Origin of the sequence: Arthrobacter sp. GCM10027362, assembly GCF_042679445.1 — a bacterium.
Taxonomy (GTDB): domain Bacteria; phylum Actinomycetota; class Actinomycetes; order Actinomycetales; family Micrococcaceae; genus Crystallibacter.
This window is the reverse complement of sequence record NZ_JBHTML010000001.1, coordinates 62187-81889: the sequence shown is the minus strand read 5'-3', so window position 1 is coordinate 81889 and position 19703 is coordinate 62187. Positions and strand designations below refer to the sequence as shown.

Sequence of the window (19703 nt, the reverse complement as noted above, 5' to 3'; positions counted from 1 at the left end):
CAGGCGAGGGCGCGCCCAGGGGGTGCCCCGGGCAGCCTGCGGCCCCTTTCAACCTGACGTTCCGAGGGTTGGGTCGAGCGGCAGCGTCCGGAGGCGAGGATCCTGCAAAGGTCCGCACCCGTGGACCGATCAGGACGTATCAGCGGCTGCCGGCGGAACAAATCGGCTCAGGAGAGGGGCCACCGGGAGCTGCTGGACGATGTGCCACCTCCTGCGGCACGTTCGCGGTGACTCTGCGGGGTTGGATCCGGGCAGGAGAGCGGGCGGACTTCTTGATGGGAGGTGGGAAGCAAGGTTCAGGGAAGCAGGCCGGCGTCGCCGAGGTCGCCGACGTTATGGGCCTTGACGAGGTTGGTGGAGCCGGCCACGCCGGGCGGGGATCCGGCGGCGAGGACCACGAGCTCGCCCGGTTGTGCCAGGTCCTTCTCCAGCAGCACGCGGTCCACCTGGCGGGTCATCTCGTCGGTGTGGGCGGCCTCTTCGGCCAGCATCGGCTGGATGCCCCACACCAGGGCCAGCTGGTTGCGGACCTGCTCGGTGGGCGAGAAGGCCAGGACCGGGCGGGTCGGCCGGAGCCGGGAGAGCCGCCGGGCGGTATCGCCGGACTGGGTGAAGGCGCAGATGGTCCTGGCCTCCAGCTGCGACGCGATCTCCACGGCGGCGCGGGTGATTGCACCGGCACGTGTCCTGGGCTGGCTGCCCAAGGGCGGGATCCGGTCCAGTCCGTGCTTCTCGGTGGATTCGATGATCCGGGCCATGGTCACCACGGTCTCCACCGGATATTTGCCCACGCTCGTCTCGCCCGAGAGCATGACGGCGTCCGCGCCGTCCAGCACCGCGTTGGCGCAGTCCGAGGCCTCGGCCCGGGTCGGCCTCGGGTTCTCGACCATGGATTCGAGCACCTGGGTGGCCACGATCACCGGCTTGGCCCACCGGCGGGCCAGTTCCACCGCCCGCTTCTGGACCACGGGCACGTCCTCGAGCGGCAGCTCCACGCCCAGGTCGCCGCGGGCCACCATGATCGCGTCGAAGGCATCGATGATTTCCTCGAGCGCGTCCACACCCTGCGGCTTCTCGATCTTCGCGATCACCGGGGCCCGGCGGCCCTCCTCATCCATGATCTCGTGAACCCGGGTGACGTCGGCGGCGCTTCGGACGAAGGACAGGGCGATGAAATCGACGCCCCGGCGGATGGCCCAGCGCAGGTCCTCTTCATCTTTCATGCTCAGGGCCGGCACGCTGACGGCCACGCCGGGGAGGTTGATGCCCTTGTTGTTGGACACCGTGCCGGCCACCGTCACTTCGGCGACAACGTTGTTGGCGGTGACCGCCACGGCGCGCAGGGCCACTTTGCCGTCATCGATCAGCAGGGTGTCGCCGGGACGGACGTCCCCGGGCAGGCCCTTGTAAGTCGTGGAGCACAGCTGTGCGGTGCCCTCCACGTCGTCCGTCGTGATGGTGAAGGTATCCCCCGCCGTGAGGATATGCGGGCCGTCCGCGAAACGGCCCAGCCGGATCTTTGGGCCCTGCAGGTCCGCCATCACGGCGACGGTGCGGCCCAGCTCGGCCGCGGCCTTGCGCACGTTGATGTACGTGTTGTCGTGTACCGCATGGTCGCCGTGGCTCATGTTCATGCGGGCCACGTCCACGCCGGCGTCGATAACCGCCAGCGTCTTCTCGTAGCTCGCTACCGCGGGGCCGAATGTAGCCACGATCTTTGCTCGTCTCATGAAACCTACCTAACTGTGGTTGGAGAAGTACCGGGGTGGTCTGCGGGTTCAGCCGATTCGGCCAGCTGCTCCGGCGGCGCGAACTGCGGCGTGGGTGCGATGCTTTAGCTGCCGAGCAACCTGCCGCTGGCCAAATCGACCAGGCCGCTCTTGGTGGGGGTTCCGCCGATATCGATGCCGATGATGGAAAGAGGCACAGGGAACTCCTTGCTCGGGATCAAGGTTTATTTAGGACGTTTATTTACACTCTAATTTTAAAACCGCCGGATTGCCATGGACTCACATAAATTTCGCGGTCCGACGGTGTAGGACGAACCGCGCGGACGACGGTGTCGCAGTAACTCTCTGGTGGCTTCTTCGATCTCGTGGCCCTTATCGGCCCCCATGGCAACCCGGCCTTCGACCGCCCCGGGGTCCGGTGCATCGTGAACCTGCCGGACCAAGCCTGCGAACTCCCCCGGACATCTTGCCCGGGACCGGGGAGATGTTTTCGGGGGCAGTGCCGGCGGAGGCCCTCCGGACTTCGATGCCGAAGCGTACAAATACCGCGCGCAGCGGATCCTCCCCGCAGCCGTCCTCCGGCTCCAATAATTCACACGAGGGGCCCTGGAGCGCTCCGGCCGCTTTCCGGCCGACCGACCGTCCCGATCGTTCAGTTGAGGGCTGACCGGGCGATCTCTCGTGCGCGGTTTCGAAACCGTGCATAGTGTGAAGGCGCATCCTCAACGCCGTCCCCGAGCGCGTTGTAGAGCAGCTCGGCACGGCTGTCGTTGACCCCGCAGAATCCCGCGATGCCGATGTTGAGGTGGTGCCGGATCATCCTGTCGTAGTCCCGCCTGGCAAAGAACTCCCGACTCTCCCCGGCCAGGCCTATCCACCGGATCTTCTCTAGGTTCGCCTTCCGGCCGCCGCCATAGAAAAGGCCGTGGTTCCACACCCGGTCAATGTAGCCCTTCATGATGGCCGGAAGCGAGAACCACCAGATGGGAAATACGAAGAAGACGATGTCGGCAGCCATGGTGCGGTTTGCATGGAAGATGACTTCCCGGGAGTACGGCTTGTCCGGGTTGTTCCAGTCCGGTTCGTCCGCCTCGCGAAGCGAGGCGTCGAACCCTTCCCGATAAAGATCGAGCTGATCAACCTCGGTGCCGGCGCGGACCAGCTCCTCCACAACCTCGCTGACCACAGCCGCCGTGAGCGAATCGACCCGCGGATGCGCCCAGATGACCTGAACCCGAACCTTTGGCAAGGGAACCTCCAACCCCATGTCAACCACCTTGATCATCGGCCCGGGACACCGTTCGGCATGCGGGCCGGATACAGGCCCCGGCCGGGCCTTCGGGTATCCAACCGGGCATGGTCTTACGGATCTGGCATCCGTCAAGGAACGGCCGGGTCCAGAAACTGCTTCTGGCCCATATCGCCGGACAGCCCCCGCACCCTCGACTACGACAGGGCCTGCCGGACCCATTGCGGGTCAGACGCCGGCCTTGGCCAGGAGTGCGTCGATCATCATGAAATACCGGTCCCGGTGGCCTCCCGAGTCCGGGTCCGCCATGTACTGAAGCGCTGCGCCGTCGAAGATGGTGATGAAGGCCCGGGCCAGTTCTTTGAAGTCCAACCTGCTCTGCTCGGCGCTTTTTTCCGCCGCCGTGGAAAAGACTCTTCCCAGTTCCGCTTCGTAGGCCGGGTAGATCCTGGCAGCCAGAGGGCTCCCGGCCGAGTTGCGGGTGGCCCAGGTAACGAGTTCGACCTGCGCCAGGATGTCTTCGGGCGCTTCCTCCAGCAGGCCCCAGTAGCCCTCGGCCACGTGTTCCAGTGCCTTGCGTAGGCCCGAATCCACGGGGACATCCGTGGAGAAGCGGCTCATATGCCGCAGCCAGTGTTCGGCCGCGGCATCCATCAGTTCATCCTTGTCGTTGAAGCAGTAGTGGACGGCTGCCAGTGGCGCGCCGGCTTCCTTGGCAATGGCCCGGAGGGTGATCGACTGCACCCCCTCGCGCTTCATCAGCTCCGCTGTGGCCGAGATCAACTGTTCTTTCCGTTCCTTGGCGGGGACTCGCAAGGTCTTATCCCTCCCACTCGGTTGTGCCGGAATGTCCGCAGCGTAACAATCTTGGACGTCTTTCTCAGACTATTGACTGGGACATCTGTCCGTGTAAGAGTAACACTCGTTTTCCGTGGTGTACATCACACCGAAGCCGAGCAAATTCCCTGGGGGACGAAGACATGACGACAGACAGTTCAACACGCGACGGCCTGACGACGGACGCGGAACCGATTGATTTCCGGGCCGCCCGGCCGCTGAAAAGCATGAAGCCCGAGTGGCACCGCATGCGGACCCGGCTGATCATTCCCGACTCGCTGGACCGCTGGGAAGGTTTTGCCCTGTCCGAGTGGGAACTGGCCGGCGCGGCCTGGGAGGACTTCCACCCGCACAGTGAGACGAACTTGGTGCTGGAAGGCGAACTGCACATCGAGTGTGAAGGCCGCACCGTGGTGCTGGGTCCCGGGGATGCGGCACGGGTCAACGCCGGCCGGACCGGCCGCTACTGGGCACCTGTCTACGCCCGGATGATTGCCGTCTACGGCCCCAATCCGGACGGGCTGGAATCCGATTCCTTCAAGTATTCGGAAATCTGAGGTCTTTTCGGCCCGGAGAGCACTGCCCATTCCTGCACAAGCCCTTCATTTCCCGGAGAGGACACGCCCATGTTCACTTTTCTGAGCCGTTCCCGAATGCCGGTCCTGGCCGCATCCGCGGCGGGCCTGGCGCTTCTGCTCACCGGCTGCACCCAGGCGGAAACCTCCGCCGTAGCCGACCGTCCTGCGCCATCGGCGGCTCCGCCGGAAGCCGGCGGCATCTTTGCCGATCCATCCAAGAACACCTTTCAGTCCCTGACCAAGGCGGCAACCGCCGCCGACTGGGCCGTGCCCGTCGAGGTCATTGGCTGCAACACCCCCGGATGCGACGGGGACCGGACCGCCGGGGTCTACACTCCGCTGCCGGCCGGCAGCGCCGAGGGGAAAACCATCTGCGCCCTCGTCCCGCACGTCAAGGATCCCTACTGGCTGGGCATTGACGAAGCCCTGGTTTCCGAAGCCAAGCGGTCGGGCGCCTCCCTGCAGGTCTACGAGGCCGGAGGGTACACCGAAATCAGCAAGCAGATCGACCAGCTGTCCAACTGCGTGGCCGGCGGGGCCGACGCGGTCCTGATCGGGGCCGTGAGCAATGAAGCCCTGAACAACAAGATCGACGAAATCACCGCCCAGGGGATCCCCGTCATCGACATGATCAACGGGGTGACGACCACCAGCGTCTCCGGCCGGGCGCTCTTTGACTACTGCACCCTCGGCGGGAACCTGGGCAAGCACCTGAAGGAGGTCGGCGAACCGGTCAAGGCCGTCTGGTTCCCCGGACCGGCCGGAGTCGGATCCCTTGAACAGCTGATGTCCTGCTTCAAGGAGCAGACGGCCGGATCGGACGTCGAGCTGCTGGGCGTCCAGTACGGCGACACCGGCAAGGACGCCCAGCTGGATCTGGTGGAGAACGCACTGGAGGCCTACCCGCAGATGAACTACATCCTCGGTTCCGCCACGACCGTCGACGCAGCGACCGGTCCCCTGACCGAACGCGGGCTGAAAGACAAGATCAAGACCGCCTCCTACTACTTCACCCCCGAGGTCGCCTCCCTGCTGAAATCCGGCGGCGCAACCTGCTCCAGCGCAGGAAACGACCTGATCCTGGCCAAGGTCGCCCTGGACATGGCCGCCAGGACCCTCACGGGAGAACCCCTGGTCGGCGGAGGACACATCGGCACCCCGGCCAACGTCATCTGCGGCCCGGCCGCCGGCAAGAAGTGGAACAACCTGGACCAGCTGATCCGGGAACTGAACCTGCCCTCCGAGGGCTTCCAGCCCGTCTTCAGCGTCAACTGAGGACCACCCCGATGACAACCAACACGACAATCCGGCGGTCCCGGAATACGGCTCCCGCCGCCATCGCGGTACAGGGCGTGACCAAACGGTTCCAGGGCTTCGCGGCACTGCGCGATGTGACAATCGAGTTCCTGCCCGGGCAGGTGCATGTGCTGTTCGGCGAGAACGGCGCGGGAAAATCCACCCTGATCGGCGTGCTGGCCGGAATCCACCGGCCGGATGAGGGAACCATCCTGCTGGACGGGCAGGAGATCCAGGCGGCCACTCCCCGCCGGGCGCGCGAGCTCGGCGTCGCAGCGGTCTTTCAGGAACCGGCGCTGGTTCCGCAGCTGACCGTCGCCGAGAACCTTGCCCTGGGCCGGGAGCCGGTTACCCGGGGACTGGTGGACCGGCGCGCCCTGCAGCGCAGGGCGGCGGAGGCGCTTGCGCGCATCGGCTCCTCGATCCGGCCGGATGCGTATGCGCGGGACCTCAGCCGCGCCGAGCAGCAGATCCTCGAGATTGCCCGGGCCCTGCAGGGCGAGGCCCGGGTGCTCATCCTTGACGAGCCCACGGCTTCCCTGACCGAGGACGAGACCGGCAGGCTCTTTGACGTGGTCCGAACCCTGCGCCGCGAGGGCCTGGCCGTCATCTACATCACGCACCGGATGGGCGAGATCCGGAAGATCGGGGACCGGGTGTCGGTGCTGCGCGACGGCGCACTGGTCCGCACCTGCCCGCTCGGGGACGTCACCGACGACGAACTGGTCACCCTCATGACCGGCCGCCAGGTGGGCGCTTTGTTTCCCGACATTCCGCACCGGCCCTGGGCCGCTGCCCTGGAACTGCGGCAGGTCTGCGGCGAGGGCGTCCGGGACATCAACCTTCATGTGCGCAGCGGGGAGGTGGTCGGACTGACGGGCCTGGTCGGGTCGGGAAAGGCCGAGATCGGCCGCCTGTGTTTCGGGCTGGCCAAGGTCACTTCCGGGCAGATCCGGCTCAACGGTGAGGACCGCGGCCCCGGGTCACCGTCGAAGCGGTTGCGGCAGGGCATGGTGTACTACCCCGGCGACCGCAAGCACGACGGCCTGATTGCCTCCCGCCCCGCCCGGGAGAATGTCTCCCTGTCCGCCCTGGGCCGGTGGACCCGTGCGGGGTTCCTCAACCGCCGGGCAGAAAGACTGGAGACGGAAGCCGTACTGCAGCGCCTGTCCCTGCGGCCGGCCAATCCGGACGCACTGCCGCCGACCTTTTCCGGCGGCAACCAGCAAAAGATCGTGCTCGCCCGCGGCTTTACCCGCCCCTACGGCATCCATATCTTCGACGAGCCCACGGCCGGCGTGGATGTCGGCGCGCGGGCCGAGATCTACGAGGCCATCAAGGACCTGGCCGCATCCGGGGCGGCGGTGCTGCTCATCTCCTCGGACCTGCCGGAAGTCGTCAACCTGGTCCACCGCGCCTACGTGGTCGCCGAGGGCCGGGTCGCCGGCGAATTCTCCGGGCCGGACCTGACCGAGGAAACCATACTGCCGACGTTTTTCACCCAGCACGAAAAGGAACAGGGCGCATGACGCAAACAGACCTCAGGACCCAATCATCCCTGCGGCCCGCTGCGGCTGCTGCCTCCGGGCCCCGGATCTCCATCGGCAATCTGATGCGCAGGCAATTCATCGCCTACGGCATCCTGCCGCTGCTGCTGGTGGTCCTGATCATCATCTTCGCCGCGGTGGAGCCCCGCTTCCTTTCGCCGACCAACATCATCAACGTGGCCCGGCAGGTCAGCTTCCTGGGCATCATCGCGATCGGGCAGATGCTCTACCTGATCACCAGGAACTACGACCTGTCCAACGGCGGGACCGTGGCCCTGTCCTCGATCATCTGCGCAACGGTGATGGTCTCGGCCGCACCCGGGAACCCGGGACTGGCGATCCTGCTCGGCTGCCTGGCCGCGCTGGCCGTCGGCCTGGCCGTGGGGCTCGCCAACGCCGTCCTCATTGCCGTCTTCAAGGTCAACTCGTTCATGGTGACCCTCGGCACCGGCTTCGCCGCCACAGGAATTGCGCTGCTCGTGGCCGGAGGCGTGCCGGTGACCGGGCTGCCCCGGGAGTTTTCCCGGAATTTCGGCACCTCCGCCATCCTGGGCATCCCCTTCCCCACCTTCGTGCTGATCCTGGTGCTCCTCGGCGCCTACGTGCTGCTGAACTGGACGCGCCTGGGACGGCAGGCCTACGCCGTCGGCGGGAACGAAAACGCCGCCTACCAGGCCGGCGTCAACGTCCGGCGCACCCTGATTTCCGTCATGGTCACCGGCAGCGTCCTGGCCGCCCTGGTCGGCGTGATGATCACCGCCAGGGTCTCCACCGGCGAAGCGAACATCGGCGTCCAGTACCCGATGCAGTCCATCATCGCCGCCGTCATCGGCGGCATCGCCCTGGCCGGCGGCGAGGGACGCGTGTCCGGGGCGTTCATGGGCGCGCTGTTCATCGTGCTGCTGAACAACGGCATGGACCTGATCCGGGTCCAGGGCTACGTCCAGGACATCCTGCTCGGCGCCCTGCTTGTCCTGGCCCTGCTGGTCGACCGGATCCGGACACGGGTCCGCGTCACCGCCCCGGCCGCCAAAATACCCACCCCATCCCCGCTTACCGCGGACAAAGGAGACAAATAATGACCGGCAAACGCACCATCCGCAACTTCATCAACGGCGAATACGTCGACGCCCTCGACGGGCAGACCCAGGACCTGATCGACCCCTTTAGCGGGGAAGTCTTTGCCGTCGCCCCGGTTTCCGGGGACGCCGACGTGGACGCGGCCTACCGGGCGGCCTCCGCCGCCTTCGACAGCTGGAAACGGACCACCCCGGCAGAGCGCCAGCTCGCCCTCCTTCGGCTCGCCGACGCCGTGGAGGAACGGCAGGATGAGCTCATCGCCCTGGAATCCCAGAACACCGGCAAGCCGACGGCCCTGGTCCGGTCCGAAGAAATCACCGGGATGGTCGACCACCTGCGCTTCTTCGGCGGCGCCGCCCGGGTCCTCGAAGGCAAGTCCGCCGGCGAGTACATGGCGGACCACACCTCGTGGATCCGCCGCGAGCCGGTCGGCGTGGTCGGCCAGATTGCACCCTGGAACTACCCGATGATGATGGCCGTATGGAAAATCGCCCCGGCCCTGGCCGGCGGCAACACCGTCGTCCTGAAACCGAGCGAGACCACCCCGGAGTCCACGCTGCTGCTGGCCGAGCTGGCCTCGCAGTTCCTGCCGGCCGGCGTGCTCAACGTGGTCTGCGGCGACGGCGGCACGGGCCGGAAGGTCGTCAGCCACCCCCGCGCCGACATGGTGTCCCTGACCGGGTCGGTCGGCGCCGGCATGGACGTGGCCGCCTCCGCCGCGCCGGATTTGAAGCGCGTGCACCTGGAGCTGGGCGGCAAGGCCCCGGTCATCATCTTCGACGACGCCGATGTCGAAGCGGCAGCCGAAGCCATTGCCATCGGCGGCTACTTCAATGCCGGCCAGGACTGCACCGCCTCCACCCGGGTTCTGGCTGCCCCCGGCGTCTATGACAGCTTTGTCGAGGCCCTCACCCGGCAGGCCGAAGCAGTCGTGACCGCCTACGACAGGGGGCTGGAAGACGAAGAAGCCCTGCTGCCGCCGCTGAACAACAGCCGGCAGTTCGAGCGGGTCTCCGGGTTCATCGACCGGCTCCCGGCCCATGCCGTTATCAATACCGGCGGCCGGCGGCTCGGCGAACGGGGCTTCCACTATGCCCCCACTGTCGTATCCAACCTGCGCCAGGACGACGAAATCGTTCAGAACGAAGTGTTCGGCCCGGTCATCACCGTGCAGAAGTTCACCGACGAGGCTCAGGCTCTGGAACTGGCCAATGGCGTCCCCTACGGGCTGGCCTCCTCGGTTTGGACCCGGGATTTCGGCCGGGCCATGCGCATGAGCCGGGAGCTGGACTTCGGCACCGTATGGATCAATACCCACATCCCGCTGGTGGCCGAAATGCCCCACGGCGGCTTCAAGCATTCCGGATACGGCAAGGACCTGTCCATGTACGGGCTCGACGACTACACCCGCATCAAGCACGTCATGGCCAATATCAACAGCTAGCCGCCCCCCCTGTGCCGGCCCGTCTCAGGCGGGCCGGCACAGGCGCAGCACCCGCATGCCCACCGGCAGCACTACCCGGCCCTTCCGGGCAGTGCTGCCGACAGTCCACGATCAATCCCGTTCCGGCCCGGAACAGGACTTGGAGCAGAAAATGACTGAAACTCTTCCCAGCCGTGCCGTCACCGATACCGTGACAGCAGCCCGCGAACACCTGTGGATGCACTTCGCGCCGCAGCCGCAGAACAACGAGGATCTGCCCCTGATTGTCAGGGGCGAGGGTGCCTACATCTACGATGAGGCAGGACGCCGCTACCTCGACGGGCTGGCAGGACTGTTCGTTGTCCAGGCCGGCCACGGCCGCGAGGAGCTGGCCCGGGTGATGGCGGCGCAGGCATCCGAACTGGCGTTCTTTCCCATCTGGTCCTATGCCAACCGGCCGGCTGCAGAACTGGCAGAACGCCTCGCAGGCCTGGCGCCGGGCAACCTCGACAGGGTCTTCTTCACCAATAGCGGCAGCGAGGCCGTGGAATCGGCGTGGAAGCTGGTCAAGCAGTACTTCAGGCTGACGGGCCGCCCCGGCAAACACAAGGTCATCTCCCGAATGACCGCCTACCACGGCACCACCCACGGCGCCCTGTCCATTACGGGAGTGCCGGAGCTCAAACAGGATTTCGAACCCCTGGTTCCCTCCGCGCACAAAACCGTCAACACGAACCTTTACCGCGCCCCGCTGCACGGAGATGATCCCGAGGCATTCGGCCGGTGGGCCGCTGACCAGATCGAACTGGCCATCCTGGCCGAGGGCGCGGACACGGTGGCCGCGGTGTTCCTTGAACCCGTCCAGAACTCCGGCGGCTGCTTCCCGCCGCCGCCCGGCTATTTCCAGCGCGTCCGGCAGATCTGCGACAAATACGACGTCCTGCTGGTCAGCGACGAGGTGATCTGCGCCTTCGGACGTCTGGGCACCTATTTTGGCGCGGACAAATTCGGTTACGAACCAGACATCATCACCTGCGCCAAGGGACTGACCAGCGGCTACGCCCCCATGGGCGCGATGATCGCCTCGGGGAAACTCTTCGAGCCCTTCGCCTCGGGCCGGAACATCTTCAAGCATGGCTATACCTTCGGCGGCCACCCCGTGGCCGCCGCCGTTGCCCTGGCGAACCTGGATATCTTTGAGCGCGAAGGACTGAACCGGCACGTCCTGACCCACGAGGCGGCCTTCAGGCGCACGCTGGAGAAACTGCACGACCTCGCCTTGGTCGGCGATATCCGCGGCGACGGCTATTTCTACGGAATCGAACTGGTCAAGGACAAATCCACCAAGGAAACATTCACCCCGGAGGAGAGCCAGCGGATCCTGAAGGGATTCCTCTCCAGGAAGCTCTTTGAGAACGGGCTTTACTGCCGTGCCGATGACCGCGGAGACCCGGTCATCCAGCTGTCCCCGCCCCTGACCATCGGCCAAAGCGAATTCGACGAAATAGAACAGATCCTGCGCCATACCCTGACCGAAGCCGAACAGCTCCTCTAGGCAGCATCGCCGGCCCTCCTGCATTCCCGAAAGGACTGCCATGACCACTTCCAGCCCGACCCCGCCGGCAGAACCGGCAACGGCGCCCATCGACTTTTGGCCCGCGCAGCCGCTGGCCGCCATGCGGAAGGACTGGCCGAACAACAGAGGCCGCTTCATCATCCCCAACCACCCTCACGGCTGGCACGATTACGCCCTGTCCGAATGGGAGCTGCAGGCCTCCGCCTGGGAAGACTTCCATCCCCATGACGAAACCAACTTCGTCGTCGAGGGCGAACTGCACATCGAAGCCGGCGGCACCACCGTCGTCCTGCGGGCCGGGGACACCGCCACGGTCAGGGGCGGCCGGACAGGACGTTACTGGGCACCGGACTACGCCAGAATGGTGGCCATCTACGGCCCTAATCCCGAAGGCCTTGGATCCCACTCCTTTAAGTACTGGGACCTCTAGCAGCCACGCCGCAGGCACCGCCAGCAACCGCAGGACAGCCGCCGCCACCCCTACCACTCAGGAGCATGACCATGACGCAGGAAACCACCTTTGCCGCCGGGCACCAGTTCATTGACGGCCGATACCGCCAAGGCCGCGGCGGGGAGGCCAAACGGGTCAACCCCGCCACCGGCGAGGTGGCCGAATGCATCCGCTACGCCGACATCGGCGACGTCGACGACGCGGTGACCGCAGCCGGGCGCGCCTACCACACCTGGTCCCGGGCCACTCCGGGGGAACGGTCGGACGTGATCCACCGGTTGGCGTCCGAGCTGGACAAGCGCGCCGGGCAGCTCGCCGCCGTCGAAACGGCGCAGACGGGCAAGTCCATCCGGCTGTCCACGCGGTTCGATGTGCCCGGCACGGTGGACAACGCGTCCTTCTTCGCCGGTGCCGCCCGGCAGCTTACCGGCCTGGCCGCCGGCGAGTACGGCGCCGGCGGCACCTCGATGATCCGGCGCGAGCCGATCGGCGTGATCGGCTCCATCGCCCCGTGGAACTACCCGCTGCAGATGGCCGCCTGGAAGATCCTGCCGGCCATCGCCGCCGGCAACACCATCGTGCTCAAGCCCTCCGAACTCACCCCGGGCACCGCGCTGCTTTTCGCCGGGGCGGCCAGGGATGCCGGGATCCCGGACGGGGTCATCAACATCGTCACCGGCACCGGAGCCGGCATCGGCGAACACCTGGTCACCCACCCGGGGGTGGCCATGGTCTCCTTCACGGGCTCCACCGCCGTGGGCCGGCGCATCATGGAGCTGGCCTCGCGCAGTGCCAAGCGGGTGCACCTGGAGCTGGGCGGCAAGGCCCCCTTCGTGGTGTTCGACGACGCCGGCCTCGAGGCCGCCGCACACGGTGCGGTGGCCGGGGCGATCATCAACGGCGGCCAGGACTGCACCGCCGCCACCCGCGCCTACGTCCAGGCCCCGCTGTTCGATGCCTTCACCGCCCGCGTTGCCGAACTGATGGACCGGGTGGTGGTCGGGGACCCGGCCGATGAGGACACGGACCTGGGCCCGCTGATCAGCCATACCCACCGGGACAGGGTCGCCGGCTTCGTCGAGCGCGCCCGCGCCGCCGGCGCCAAGGTCCTGGCCGGCGGGTATGCCCCCGGCGGGGAGCTGGCCGCCGGTGCGTTCTACCGGCCCACCCTGGTCACCGGGGCACCGCAGGAATCCGAGATCGTGCGGGAGGAGGTCTTCGGGCCTGTGCTGGCCGCACTGCCCTTCGAATCCGACGACGAGGGCCTGGCCCTGGCCAATGACACCGCCTACGGGCTGGCCGCCTCCGCGTGGACGCGCAGCCTGGACCGGTCCCTGCGGGCCGGCGCGGAAATCCAGGCCGGCTGCGTCTGGATCAACGAGCACATCCCGATCGTGTCTGAAATGCCCCATGGCGGCTACAAGGCCTCCGGCTTCGGCAAGGACATGTCCGCCTATTCACTGGAGGAATACACCAACATCAAGCACGTGATGCTTGGCCGGGACAAGTCCACGCACAAGGACTGGCACGACACGGTGTTCCGGCAGCGGGCCTGACAGCAGATACCGCAGCGCCGCACGCCCTGCCACGCGACCTCCGCGTCCTCGGGCAGTCAGCCCGCAGGAGGAACGCAGAGCAGCCCGGACATAGTCACGGTTGTCGGCGCTTTACGGGTGTGAGCCGGTGCCACAGGACCTGCCGATTTCTGAATTGTCACCGGCACCCGTTTTCGACAAGTCCCGGGTTCAGACGTCCTGCAGCCGGTCTTCGTGCTGCAGGCTAGTCTCCAGGGTCTTCTTCGGCGTTCGGTGCCGTCGGGTCGTCCAGCAGTGCGGAGCGGATCAGGAAGCGCTTGCCCTCGGGGGCTTCGACGGAGAAACCGCTGCCCCGGCCCGCCACCACGTCCACGGTCAGCCGGGTGTGCTTCCAGTAGACGAACTGCTCGCGGGAGATCCAGAATTCCAGCGGCCCGCAGCCGGGCAGTTCGAACACGCCGAGGAGCACATCGGCTTCCGCGGTGATGAATTCGCCCGCCGGGTAGCACATCGGCGAGGAGCCGTCGCAGCAGCCGCCGGACTGGTGGAACATGAGCGGGCCGTGGCTGCTCCAGAGTTTCTGCAGCAGTTCCACGGCGGGGCCGGCCAGCGCCACCCGGGAGAAGTTCTCCCCGGGCAGCGCCGACGCGGCCTCGAGCACGGTGTCGGGTCCGGTCATGGTTTAGAAGAACCCGAGCCTGTTCTCGTTGTAGCTGACCAGGAGGTTCTTGGTCTGCTGGTAGTGCTCGAGCATCATGGCGTGGTTCTCCCGGCCGATGCCGGAGGACTTGTAGCCGCCGAAGGCCGCCCCGGCGGGGTAGGCGTGGTAGTTGTTGATCCACACCCGCCCGGCCTGGATCTCGCGGCCGGCCCGGTAGGCCGTGTTGCCGTTGCGGGACCAGACGCCGGCGCCCAGGCCGTACAGCGTGTCGTTGGCGATCTGCACGGCCTCGGCATAGTCATTGAACCGGGTCACCGAGACCACCGGGCCGAAGATCTCCTCCTGGAAGATGCGCATGGAGTTGTTGCCCTCGAAGATCGTGGGCGCCACGTAGTAGCCCTCCGCCAGGTCGCCGGGCAGGATGTTGCGCCCGCCGCCGGTGAGCACCTTGGCGCCTTCCTGCCGGCCGATGTCGATGTAGGAGAGGATCTTCTCGAGCTGGTCGTTGGAGGCTTGGGCGCCGATCTGGGTGTCGGTGTCCAGCGGGTTGCCCTGGATGATCTTCTCGGTGCGGGCCAGCGCGTCGGCCATGAAGGAGTCGTAGATCGAGTCCTGGACCAGGGCCCGCGACGGGCAGGTGCACACCTCGCCCTGGTTGAAGGCGAAGAGCGCGAAGCCCTCCAGCGCCTTGTCGTAGAACGCATCCTGCTCGGCGGCGACGTCGGCGAAGAAGATGTTCGGGCTCTTGCCACCCAGTTCCAGGGTCACCGGGATCAGGTTCTGGGAGGCGTACTGGCTGATCAGCCGCCCGGTGGTGGTCTCGCCGGTGAAGGCGATCTTGCGGATCCGCGGGCTGGAGGCCAGCGGCTTGCCGGCCTCGGTGCCGAAGCCGTTGACCACGTTGACCACGCCGGCCGGCAGGATGTCGGCCAGCAGTTCCATCAGCACCAGGATCGAGGCCGGGGTCTGCTCGGCGGGCTTGAGCACCACGGCGTTGCCCGCGGCCAGCGCCGGGGCCAGCTTCCAGACCGCCATCAGGATCGGGAAGTTCCACGGAATGATCTGCCCGACCACCCCGAGCGGCTCGTGGAAGTGGTAGGCGGTGGTGTCCTCGTCGAGCTGGGAGAGCCGGCCCTCCTGGGCCCGGATCGCCGAGGCGAAGTAGCGGAAGTGGTCCGCCGCCAGCGGGATGTCGGCGGCGAGCGTCTCCCGCACGGCCTTGCCGTTGTCCCACGTCTCGGCGACGGCCAGCAGCTCCAGGTTCTCCTCGATCCGGTCCGCCACCTTGTTCAGCACCGCCGCCCGCTCGGCCACCGAGGTCCTGCCCCAGGCCGGTGCCGCCTTGTGCGCGGCGTCCAGCGCCAGCTCGATGTCCTCGGCGGTGCCCCGGGCCACCTCGCAGAACACCTTGCCGGTGACCGGGGAGATGTCCTCGAAGTACCGGCCCTTGACCGGGGCCACCCATTCGCCGCCGATCCAGTTCTCGTAGCGGGGCTTGAAGCTGACCTTGGCGCCGGGGCGGCCGGGCTGTGCGTATACCGTCATGGGTAGACTCCTTCGGCGAATCGTGTGCGGACAGACGTCCTCGTCTGCCGTCCCGAGCCTAGGCCGGGCAAGGTTGCATCCAGGTTGCGCCTGCGGAAGAGTCAGCGGCCGGACAGGTCCTGTTCCAGTCCCGTCAGATGGGCGACGACGGCGGCCCGGCGGGGCGAGCGCGGCGGCAGCAGCCGCAGCGCGCAGTGCCAGGCCTCGGCGTCGTACCTGGCCTCGGGCAGTTGGAGGTAGCGCAGCAGCGTGTCCGGGGAGCCGTCCGCCAGCACCGCCTCGCGCAGGGTCATGGCCACCTCGTGGCGGTAACGGACGATGCCGGGGGCCGCCGAGCGCGGCAGCAGTTCGCCCCGGTAGTGCTCCAGCGCCTGGCGGCGGGCCCCGCGGCGCAGCTGTGCGAGCACCCGGCCGGCGTCGGTGGCCAGTTCCTGCGGCAGCCGGTAGGGCCGCGACTGCGGCACCAGTACCGGGCAGTGGGCAGCCAGCAGGCGGCGCAGTCGGACCATTTCCGCCCGCAGCGTGGTCAGTCCGCCGGCGTCGGGATACAGCAGGTCCGCCAGTTCCTCAGCCCGCAGGCCCTGCGGATGCAGCCCGAGCAGGGTCAGGATCTCGGTGTGGCGCAGGGACAGCTCCAGCCGGCGTCCGGCGGCGGTCAGCCGGCCCTGGTCCCGGCCGGTGATTTCCAGCAGGCTGCCGGCGGTCCGGGGCGCGCGGGCGGCCCGGGGGACGGCGCCCTGGAGACGGTCGATGCGCAGCTGGGCCTCGGCGGCGGCCACCGCCGCCTGGACCAGCGGCAGGGTGTGCGGGGCCACCGCCTCGCGGCCCCCGGTGATGTCCACCACGCCGATTACCGCTCCGGTATCCGGATCATGGACCGGCACCGCCGTGCAACTCCAGGGATGCACCGCGGGGCTGAAGTGCTCGGCTTCGGAGACCTGCACGCCCCGCCCCAGGGCAAGCGCCGTCCCGGGAGCGTTGGTTCCCACGGCGGCCTCCGACCAATCGGCGCCGGGCAGGAACGCCATGGACTCGGCCCGCCGGCGCTGCGCCCGGTCCCCGTCCACCCACAGCAGCCGGCCCCGCTCGTCCCCGACGGCCACCAGCAGGCCGGTGTCCCGGGCCGGCAGCACCAGCAGCCGGCGGATTACCGGCATGACGTCGGCCAGCAGGTGGCACTGCCGGTAGTCCTCAAGGTCGCCGGTACCGAGCGCCGGTCGGGCTGCGGCCAATTCCGGCGACTTTAACGCGCCCAGCGAGCGCTGCCAGGAGTCGCGCACCTCCCGGCGCACTCCGCCCAGTGAGAGGCTGCGGCTTCCGGCACCGGCCAGCAGTTCATGGGCGGCACGGGCCTGCCGCCGGTGTGAAGACAGATCAATCCCAGGTTGCACCATTGCTCCACTCGGATAACTCGTACTAGTCGCGCAGCTGTCACCAAGGATGCCACGGTTCGGACCGATTTGAACGGTGACGCGGCATCTCTACAATTTTCGCCAAGCTGCAGGACCAACGGTGAACCGTCCGGACACCGCCCCTCGGGTTGCCTGGTCCTGCCAATGCCAGGTGGGGGCAAGACTCTGGCGGATACGTTCGACCGGCAGGAAGCAACTCCGAGGTTATGAATCAGGCAGTTCCGCCGTCCCATACCTCATAGTGCTCGGCCTTCGCATAGACACGTCTGCCGGTTAGTCTCAGGTTTTCGAGCAGTCGGTGATTTCATCATTCGGCCGGATCTGGATGTGCCGGCCGGCCAGGCCGGACCAATTGTGGATAAGCGTGTAAGTCATGCCCGCAGCGTTTCCGCAGATTCTCTCAGGTTAGAAACTCGTCTGGTATGGCGGCTGTAAGTCGCAGCTTCGGGTCCTGGAGCGCCTTGTCCTGCAGGGCCCGTGCCGAGAACCGGCACGGGCCCTGCAGGACAACCTCAGTCGGAAAAGGCTGGGCAGCGGTTGCGCCCGGTGGATTGCCTTGTGCCGTTAGATCTCCCGGTCCAGCTCCAGGGCCTTGAACGCGGCACCGGAGGGGTCGGTCACCACGGCCCAGCGGCCGAAGGCGATCGGCTGGTCCTGGACGTTGACCCCGCCGCCGGCCGCAAGCGCGGTTTCGGCCGCCTTGGCCTGGTCGGCGACCACGAACCAGGCCAGCCAGTGCGGCGGCAGGACGGCCTTCATCTCCTCGTGGATGGCGTTGACGCCGCGCAGCGGGGCTCCCTGCGCGTCGCGGAAGATGCTCAGCTCGTCTTCCACGTGCTCGATCCCGTTCTGCGGGAACAGGGCCTGCTGGAAGGCGGTGGCGGCCGGCAGGTCGTGGCTCATCACGTCCACCAGGGCCAGGCGCCCGGGTTCCGGCGAGGGCACGGAGGCTTCTTCCGGCGCCACGGAGGCGATGCCGAACAGCGGACCTTCCGGTTCCCGGAGGACGACGGCGGAGCCTGCCACTCCGGCCAGTGCCACCTGGTCCTGGACGACGACGGCGCCGGCGGCCACCGCGCGTTCGACGGCGCCCGGGACGTCACCGGTGCCGAGGAAGACCTTCCAGCCAGCCTCGGCGGGGCCGGCGGCCGGGTCGATGCGCAGCCCGGCGACGGGCACGCCGTCGAGGGTGAAGACGCCCGTGTCGCCGTCGAGCAACAGGTCCCAGCCGAGGACCTGGCGGTAGAAGCCGTCCAGGCCGTCGGCCGAGGAAGCGGTCAGTTCCTGCCAGACGGTTGCTCCGGCACTGTAGGTCTTCCGGTTTGCTTCGGTAGTCATGCGGTGGTTTCCCTTCGTCAGCGGTTCAGTGTTCAGGCCTGCAGGTGGGCGGTGCCGGTGTTGACCGAGAACAGCTCGAACGTGTCCGTCCGGGTGCGGGTGGTAAGGATGTCGCGGAAGTAGCGCTGCAGCGGCGCGCCGTCGGCGCTGTTCTGGCTGCCGGCGTTGTGCAGCATCAGGTCCACGGCTTTGAAGACCAGTTCCTCGGCCACGAAGTAAACCCCGTTCAGCCGCATGGAGCGGGACTCGTCGAACGCCTCGAACCCGGCGACGGAGCGGGCTGCGTACTCTTCGAACAGGCGGGAGCTGTTGACCAGGATGGACTGGGCGGCGTCCACATAGGAGATCGCCATCCCCAGCACCCGCTGCCACTCCTCGTACTCGGCGCGCATGGCGCCGTCCTTGATCCACGGGTGGCGGGTGTTCCGGATGATCTTTTCGAATTCGTCGACGGCCGCGTAGCCCAGGCCGACGGAGGTGGCGGCCACCTCCCCCTCGGCGAAGCCGAAGAAGGTGCCGGCGTAGACCGGATTGTTGTGCAGCTTCGAGCCCACGGTCTCGCCGGAGGTGGCCGCGGTCCAGTTTTCCTCGGAAATGCAGTAGTCCGGAACGAAGGCCTTCTCCGCCTTAATGCTGTTGGACCCGGAACCGCGCATGCCGATGACACGGCCCCAGTCGTCCTGGACCTCGTAGTCTTCCCGGCGCAGGATCATCCAGACCCGCCGCTCCGGGCCCCCGGGCTCTTCCCCGGGCAGGTAGGCGGTGGCCATGAAGTGGGTGGAGTACGGGGCCCCGGAGCAGTAGCGCCAGAAGCCGCTGACTTCCCAGCCGCCATCGACCCTTTCCACCGTCATGTTCTTGCCGTTGCCGCTGGCCGGGCAGATCATGTAGCCGTTCTCGCCGAACACTTCACGCTGGGCCCGCTCCTCGAAGAAGGAGCCCAGGGTCAGCGAGTGGCCCACGGACAGCGACAGGCACCAGGCGGTGGAGGGGCAGCCCCGGGCGATCTCGGCAATTACCTGGTAGAACGCGGACACGCCGAGCTCGAGCCCGCCGAACATCTTCGGCTGCAGCATGCGGTAGAAGCCGTGCTTGAGGAAGTACTCGTGCACTTCCTGCGAGTACTGGCCGTCGATTTCAGTCTGCGCCTGGGCTTCGCGCAGGCGCGGGCGGATGTCCCGGGCGCGGGCCAGCAGGCGCTCGAGTTCGAACCGGATGCCCGGGTCCTTTTCCGTCGGGACCTGGAGGCTGAACGGGCCGGCCAGGCCTGGTTCGAAGGATACCGCCGCTGCGGCCGCGGACGCGGCCGCAGCCGCAGCGGCGGGGGCCTGGGTAGTGACGGACGCTCTGGTCATGTTGCTGTCTCCATCGTGGTCGAAGTAACGGGTTGATCGGCGTTGGATCAATTCTGGAAGTGACGGAGAGGACCAACAATGTCCCGCAGC

General features: G+C 67.3%; 16 protein-coding genes. 8 read left to right on the top strand and 8 right to left on the bottom strand.

All coding sequences use genetic code 11. The features are described 5' to 3' along the window. Positions 1-296: 296 nt before the first annotated feature. The 3 genes from pyk to ACFQ36_RS00360 form a co-directional block, all read right to left on the bottom strand. On the bottom strand, positions 297-1730 hold the full coding sequence (pyk, locus tag ACFQ36_RS00370; RefSeq protein WP_377009437.1) for a pyruvate kinase: 1434 nt from the start codon (positions 1728-1730) through the stop codon (positions 297-299). A 652-nt stretch (positions 1731-2382) separates the two neighbouring features. Further along, positions 2383-3015 (bottom strand): NAD(P)H oxidoreductase, encoded by a 633-nt coding sequence (locus tag ACFQ36_RS00365; protein ID WP_377009435.1) that lies wholly within the window; start codon positions 3013-3015, stop codon positions 2383-2385. A 192-nt stretch (positions 3016-3207) separates the two neighbouring features. Beyond that, positions 3208-3762 carry a TetR/AcrR family transcriptional regulator gene (locus ACFQ36_RS00360; RefSeq protein WP_377009433.1) on the bottom strand — a complete coding sequence of 185 codons (555 nt, stop codon included), beginning with the start codon at positions 3760-3762 and terminating at the stop codon, positions 3208-3210. A 197-nt stretch (positions 3763-3959) separates the two neighbouring features. Here ACFQ36_RS00360 and ACFQ36_RS00355 point away from each other — a divergent pair, with 197 nt between their 5' ends. The 8 genes from ACFQ36_RS00355 to ACFQ36_RS00320 all read left to right on the top strand — a co-directional run bounded on the left by ACFQ36_RS00355 (position 3960) and on the right by ACFQ36_RS00320 (position 13323). Then, positions 3960-4373 (top strand): cupin domain-containing protein, encoded by a 414-nt coding sequence (locus ACFQ36_RS00355; protein WP_377009431.1) that lies wholly within the window; start codon positions 3960-3962, stop codon positions 4371-4373. Between the two features lie 69 nt (positions 4374-4442). Then, entirely contained in the window at positions 4443-5669 is a 1227-nt protein-coding gene (gene torT / locus ACFQ36_RS00350; RefSeq protein WP_377009429.1) for a TMAO reductase system periplasmic protein TorT, read from the top strand. Between the two features lie 11 nt (positions 5670-5680). Then, positions 5681-7219, top strand: a complete 1539-nt coding sequence (locus tag ACFQ36_RS00345; protein ID WP_377009427.1) for a sugar ABC transporter ATP-binding protein — start codon at positions 5681-5683, stop codon at positions 7217-7219. Further along, entirely contained in the window at positions 7216-8316 is a 1101-nt protein-coding gene (locus tag ACFQ36_RS00340) for an ABC transporter permease (RefSeq protein WP_377009425.1), read from the top strand. Before ACFQ36_RS00345 ends, ACFQ36_RS00340 begins: the two co-directional genes overlap by 4 nt. Next, the gene (locus ACFQ36_RS00335; RefSeq protein ID WP_377009422.1) at positions 8316-9761 is read left to right on the top strand and encodes a gamma-aminobutyraldehyde dehydrogenase; all 1446 of its coding nucleotides are present in this window, start codon (positions 8316-8318) and stop codon (positions 9759-9761) included. Before ACFQ36_RS00340 ends, ACFQ36_RS00335 begins: the two co-directional genes overlap by 1 nt. Before the next feature lie 151 nt (positions 9762-9912). Continuing rightward, positions 9913-11295, top strand: coding sequence for an aspartate aminotransferase family protein (locus ACFQ36_RS00330; protein WP_377009420.1), 1383 nt, complete (start codon positions 9913-9915; stop codon positions 11293-11295). A gap of 40 nt (positions 11296-11335) precedes the next feature. Further along, on the top strand, positions 11336-11746 hold the full coding sequence (locus tag ACFQ36_RS00325) for a cupin domain-containing protein (RefSeq protein ID WP_377009419.1): 411 nt from the start codon (positions 11336-11338) through the stop codon (positions 11744-11746). 71 nt (positions 11747-11817) lie between these two features. Continuing rightward, a complete protein-coding gene (locus ACFQ36_RS00320) occupies positions 11818-13323 on the top strand; it encodes a gamma-aminobutyraldehyde dehydrogenase (protein WP_377009417.1) in 1506 nt (501 codons plus the stop codon). Positions 13324-13546: 223 nt separating this feature from the next. Here the strand turns inward: ACFQ36_RS00320 and ACFQ36_RS00315 are convergent, their stop codons facing one another. From ACFQ36_RS00315 to ACFQ36_RS00295, 5 genes are all read right to left on the bottom strand, one after another. Next, positions 13547-13981 (bottom strand): DUF779 domain-containing protein, encoded by a 435-nt coding sequence (locus tag ACFQ36_RS00315; protein WP_377009415.1) that lies wholly within the window; start codon positions 13979-13981, stop codon positions 13547-13549. 3 nt (positions 13982-13984) lie between these two features. Next, a complete protein-coding gene (locus ACFQ36_RS00310; RefSeq protein WP_377009413.1) occupies positions 13985-15508 on the bottom strand; it encodes an aldehyde dehydrogenase family protein in 1524 nt (507 codons plus the stop codon). Positions 15509-15609: 101 nt separating this feature from the next. Continuing rightward, on the bottom strand, positions 15610-16902 hold the full coding sequence (locus ACFQ36_RS00305) for a GAF domain-containing protein (protein WP_377009411.1): 1293 nt from the start codon (positions 16900-16902) through the stop codon (positions 15610-15612). Between the two features lie 582 nt (positions 16903-17484). After that, positions 17485-18258, bottom strand: a complete 774-nt coding sequence (locus ACFQ36_RS00300) for a VOC family protein (RefSeq protein ID WP_377009409.1) — start codon at positions 18256-18258, stop codon at positions 17485-17487. Positions 18259-18290: 32 nt separating this feature from the next. Beyond that, positions 18291-19613 carry an acyl-CoA dehydrogenase family protein gene (locus ACFQ36_RS00295; protein ID WP_377009406.1) on the bottom strand — a complete coding sequence of 441 codons (1323 nt, stop codon included), beginning with the start codon at positions 19611-19613 and terminating at the stop codon, positions 18291-18293. Positions 19614-19703: the final 90 nt, after the last annotated feature.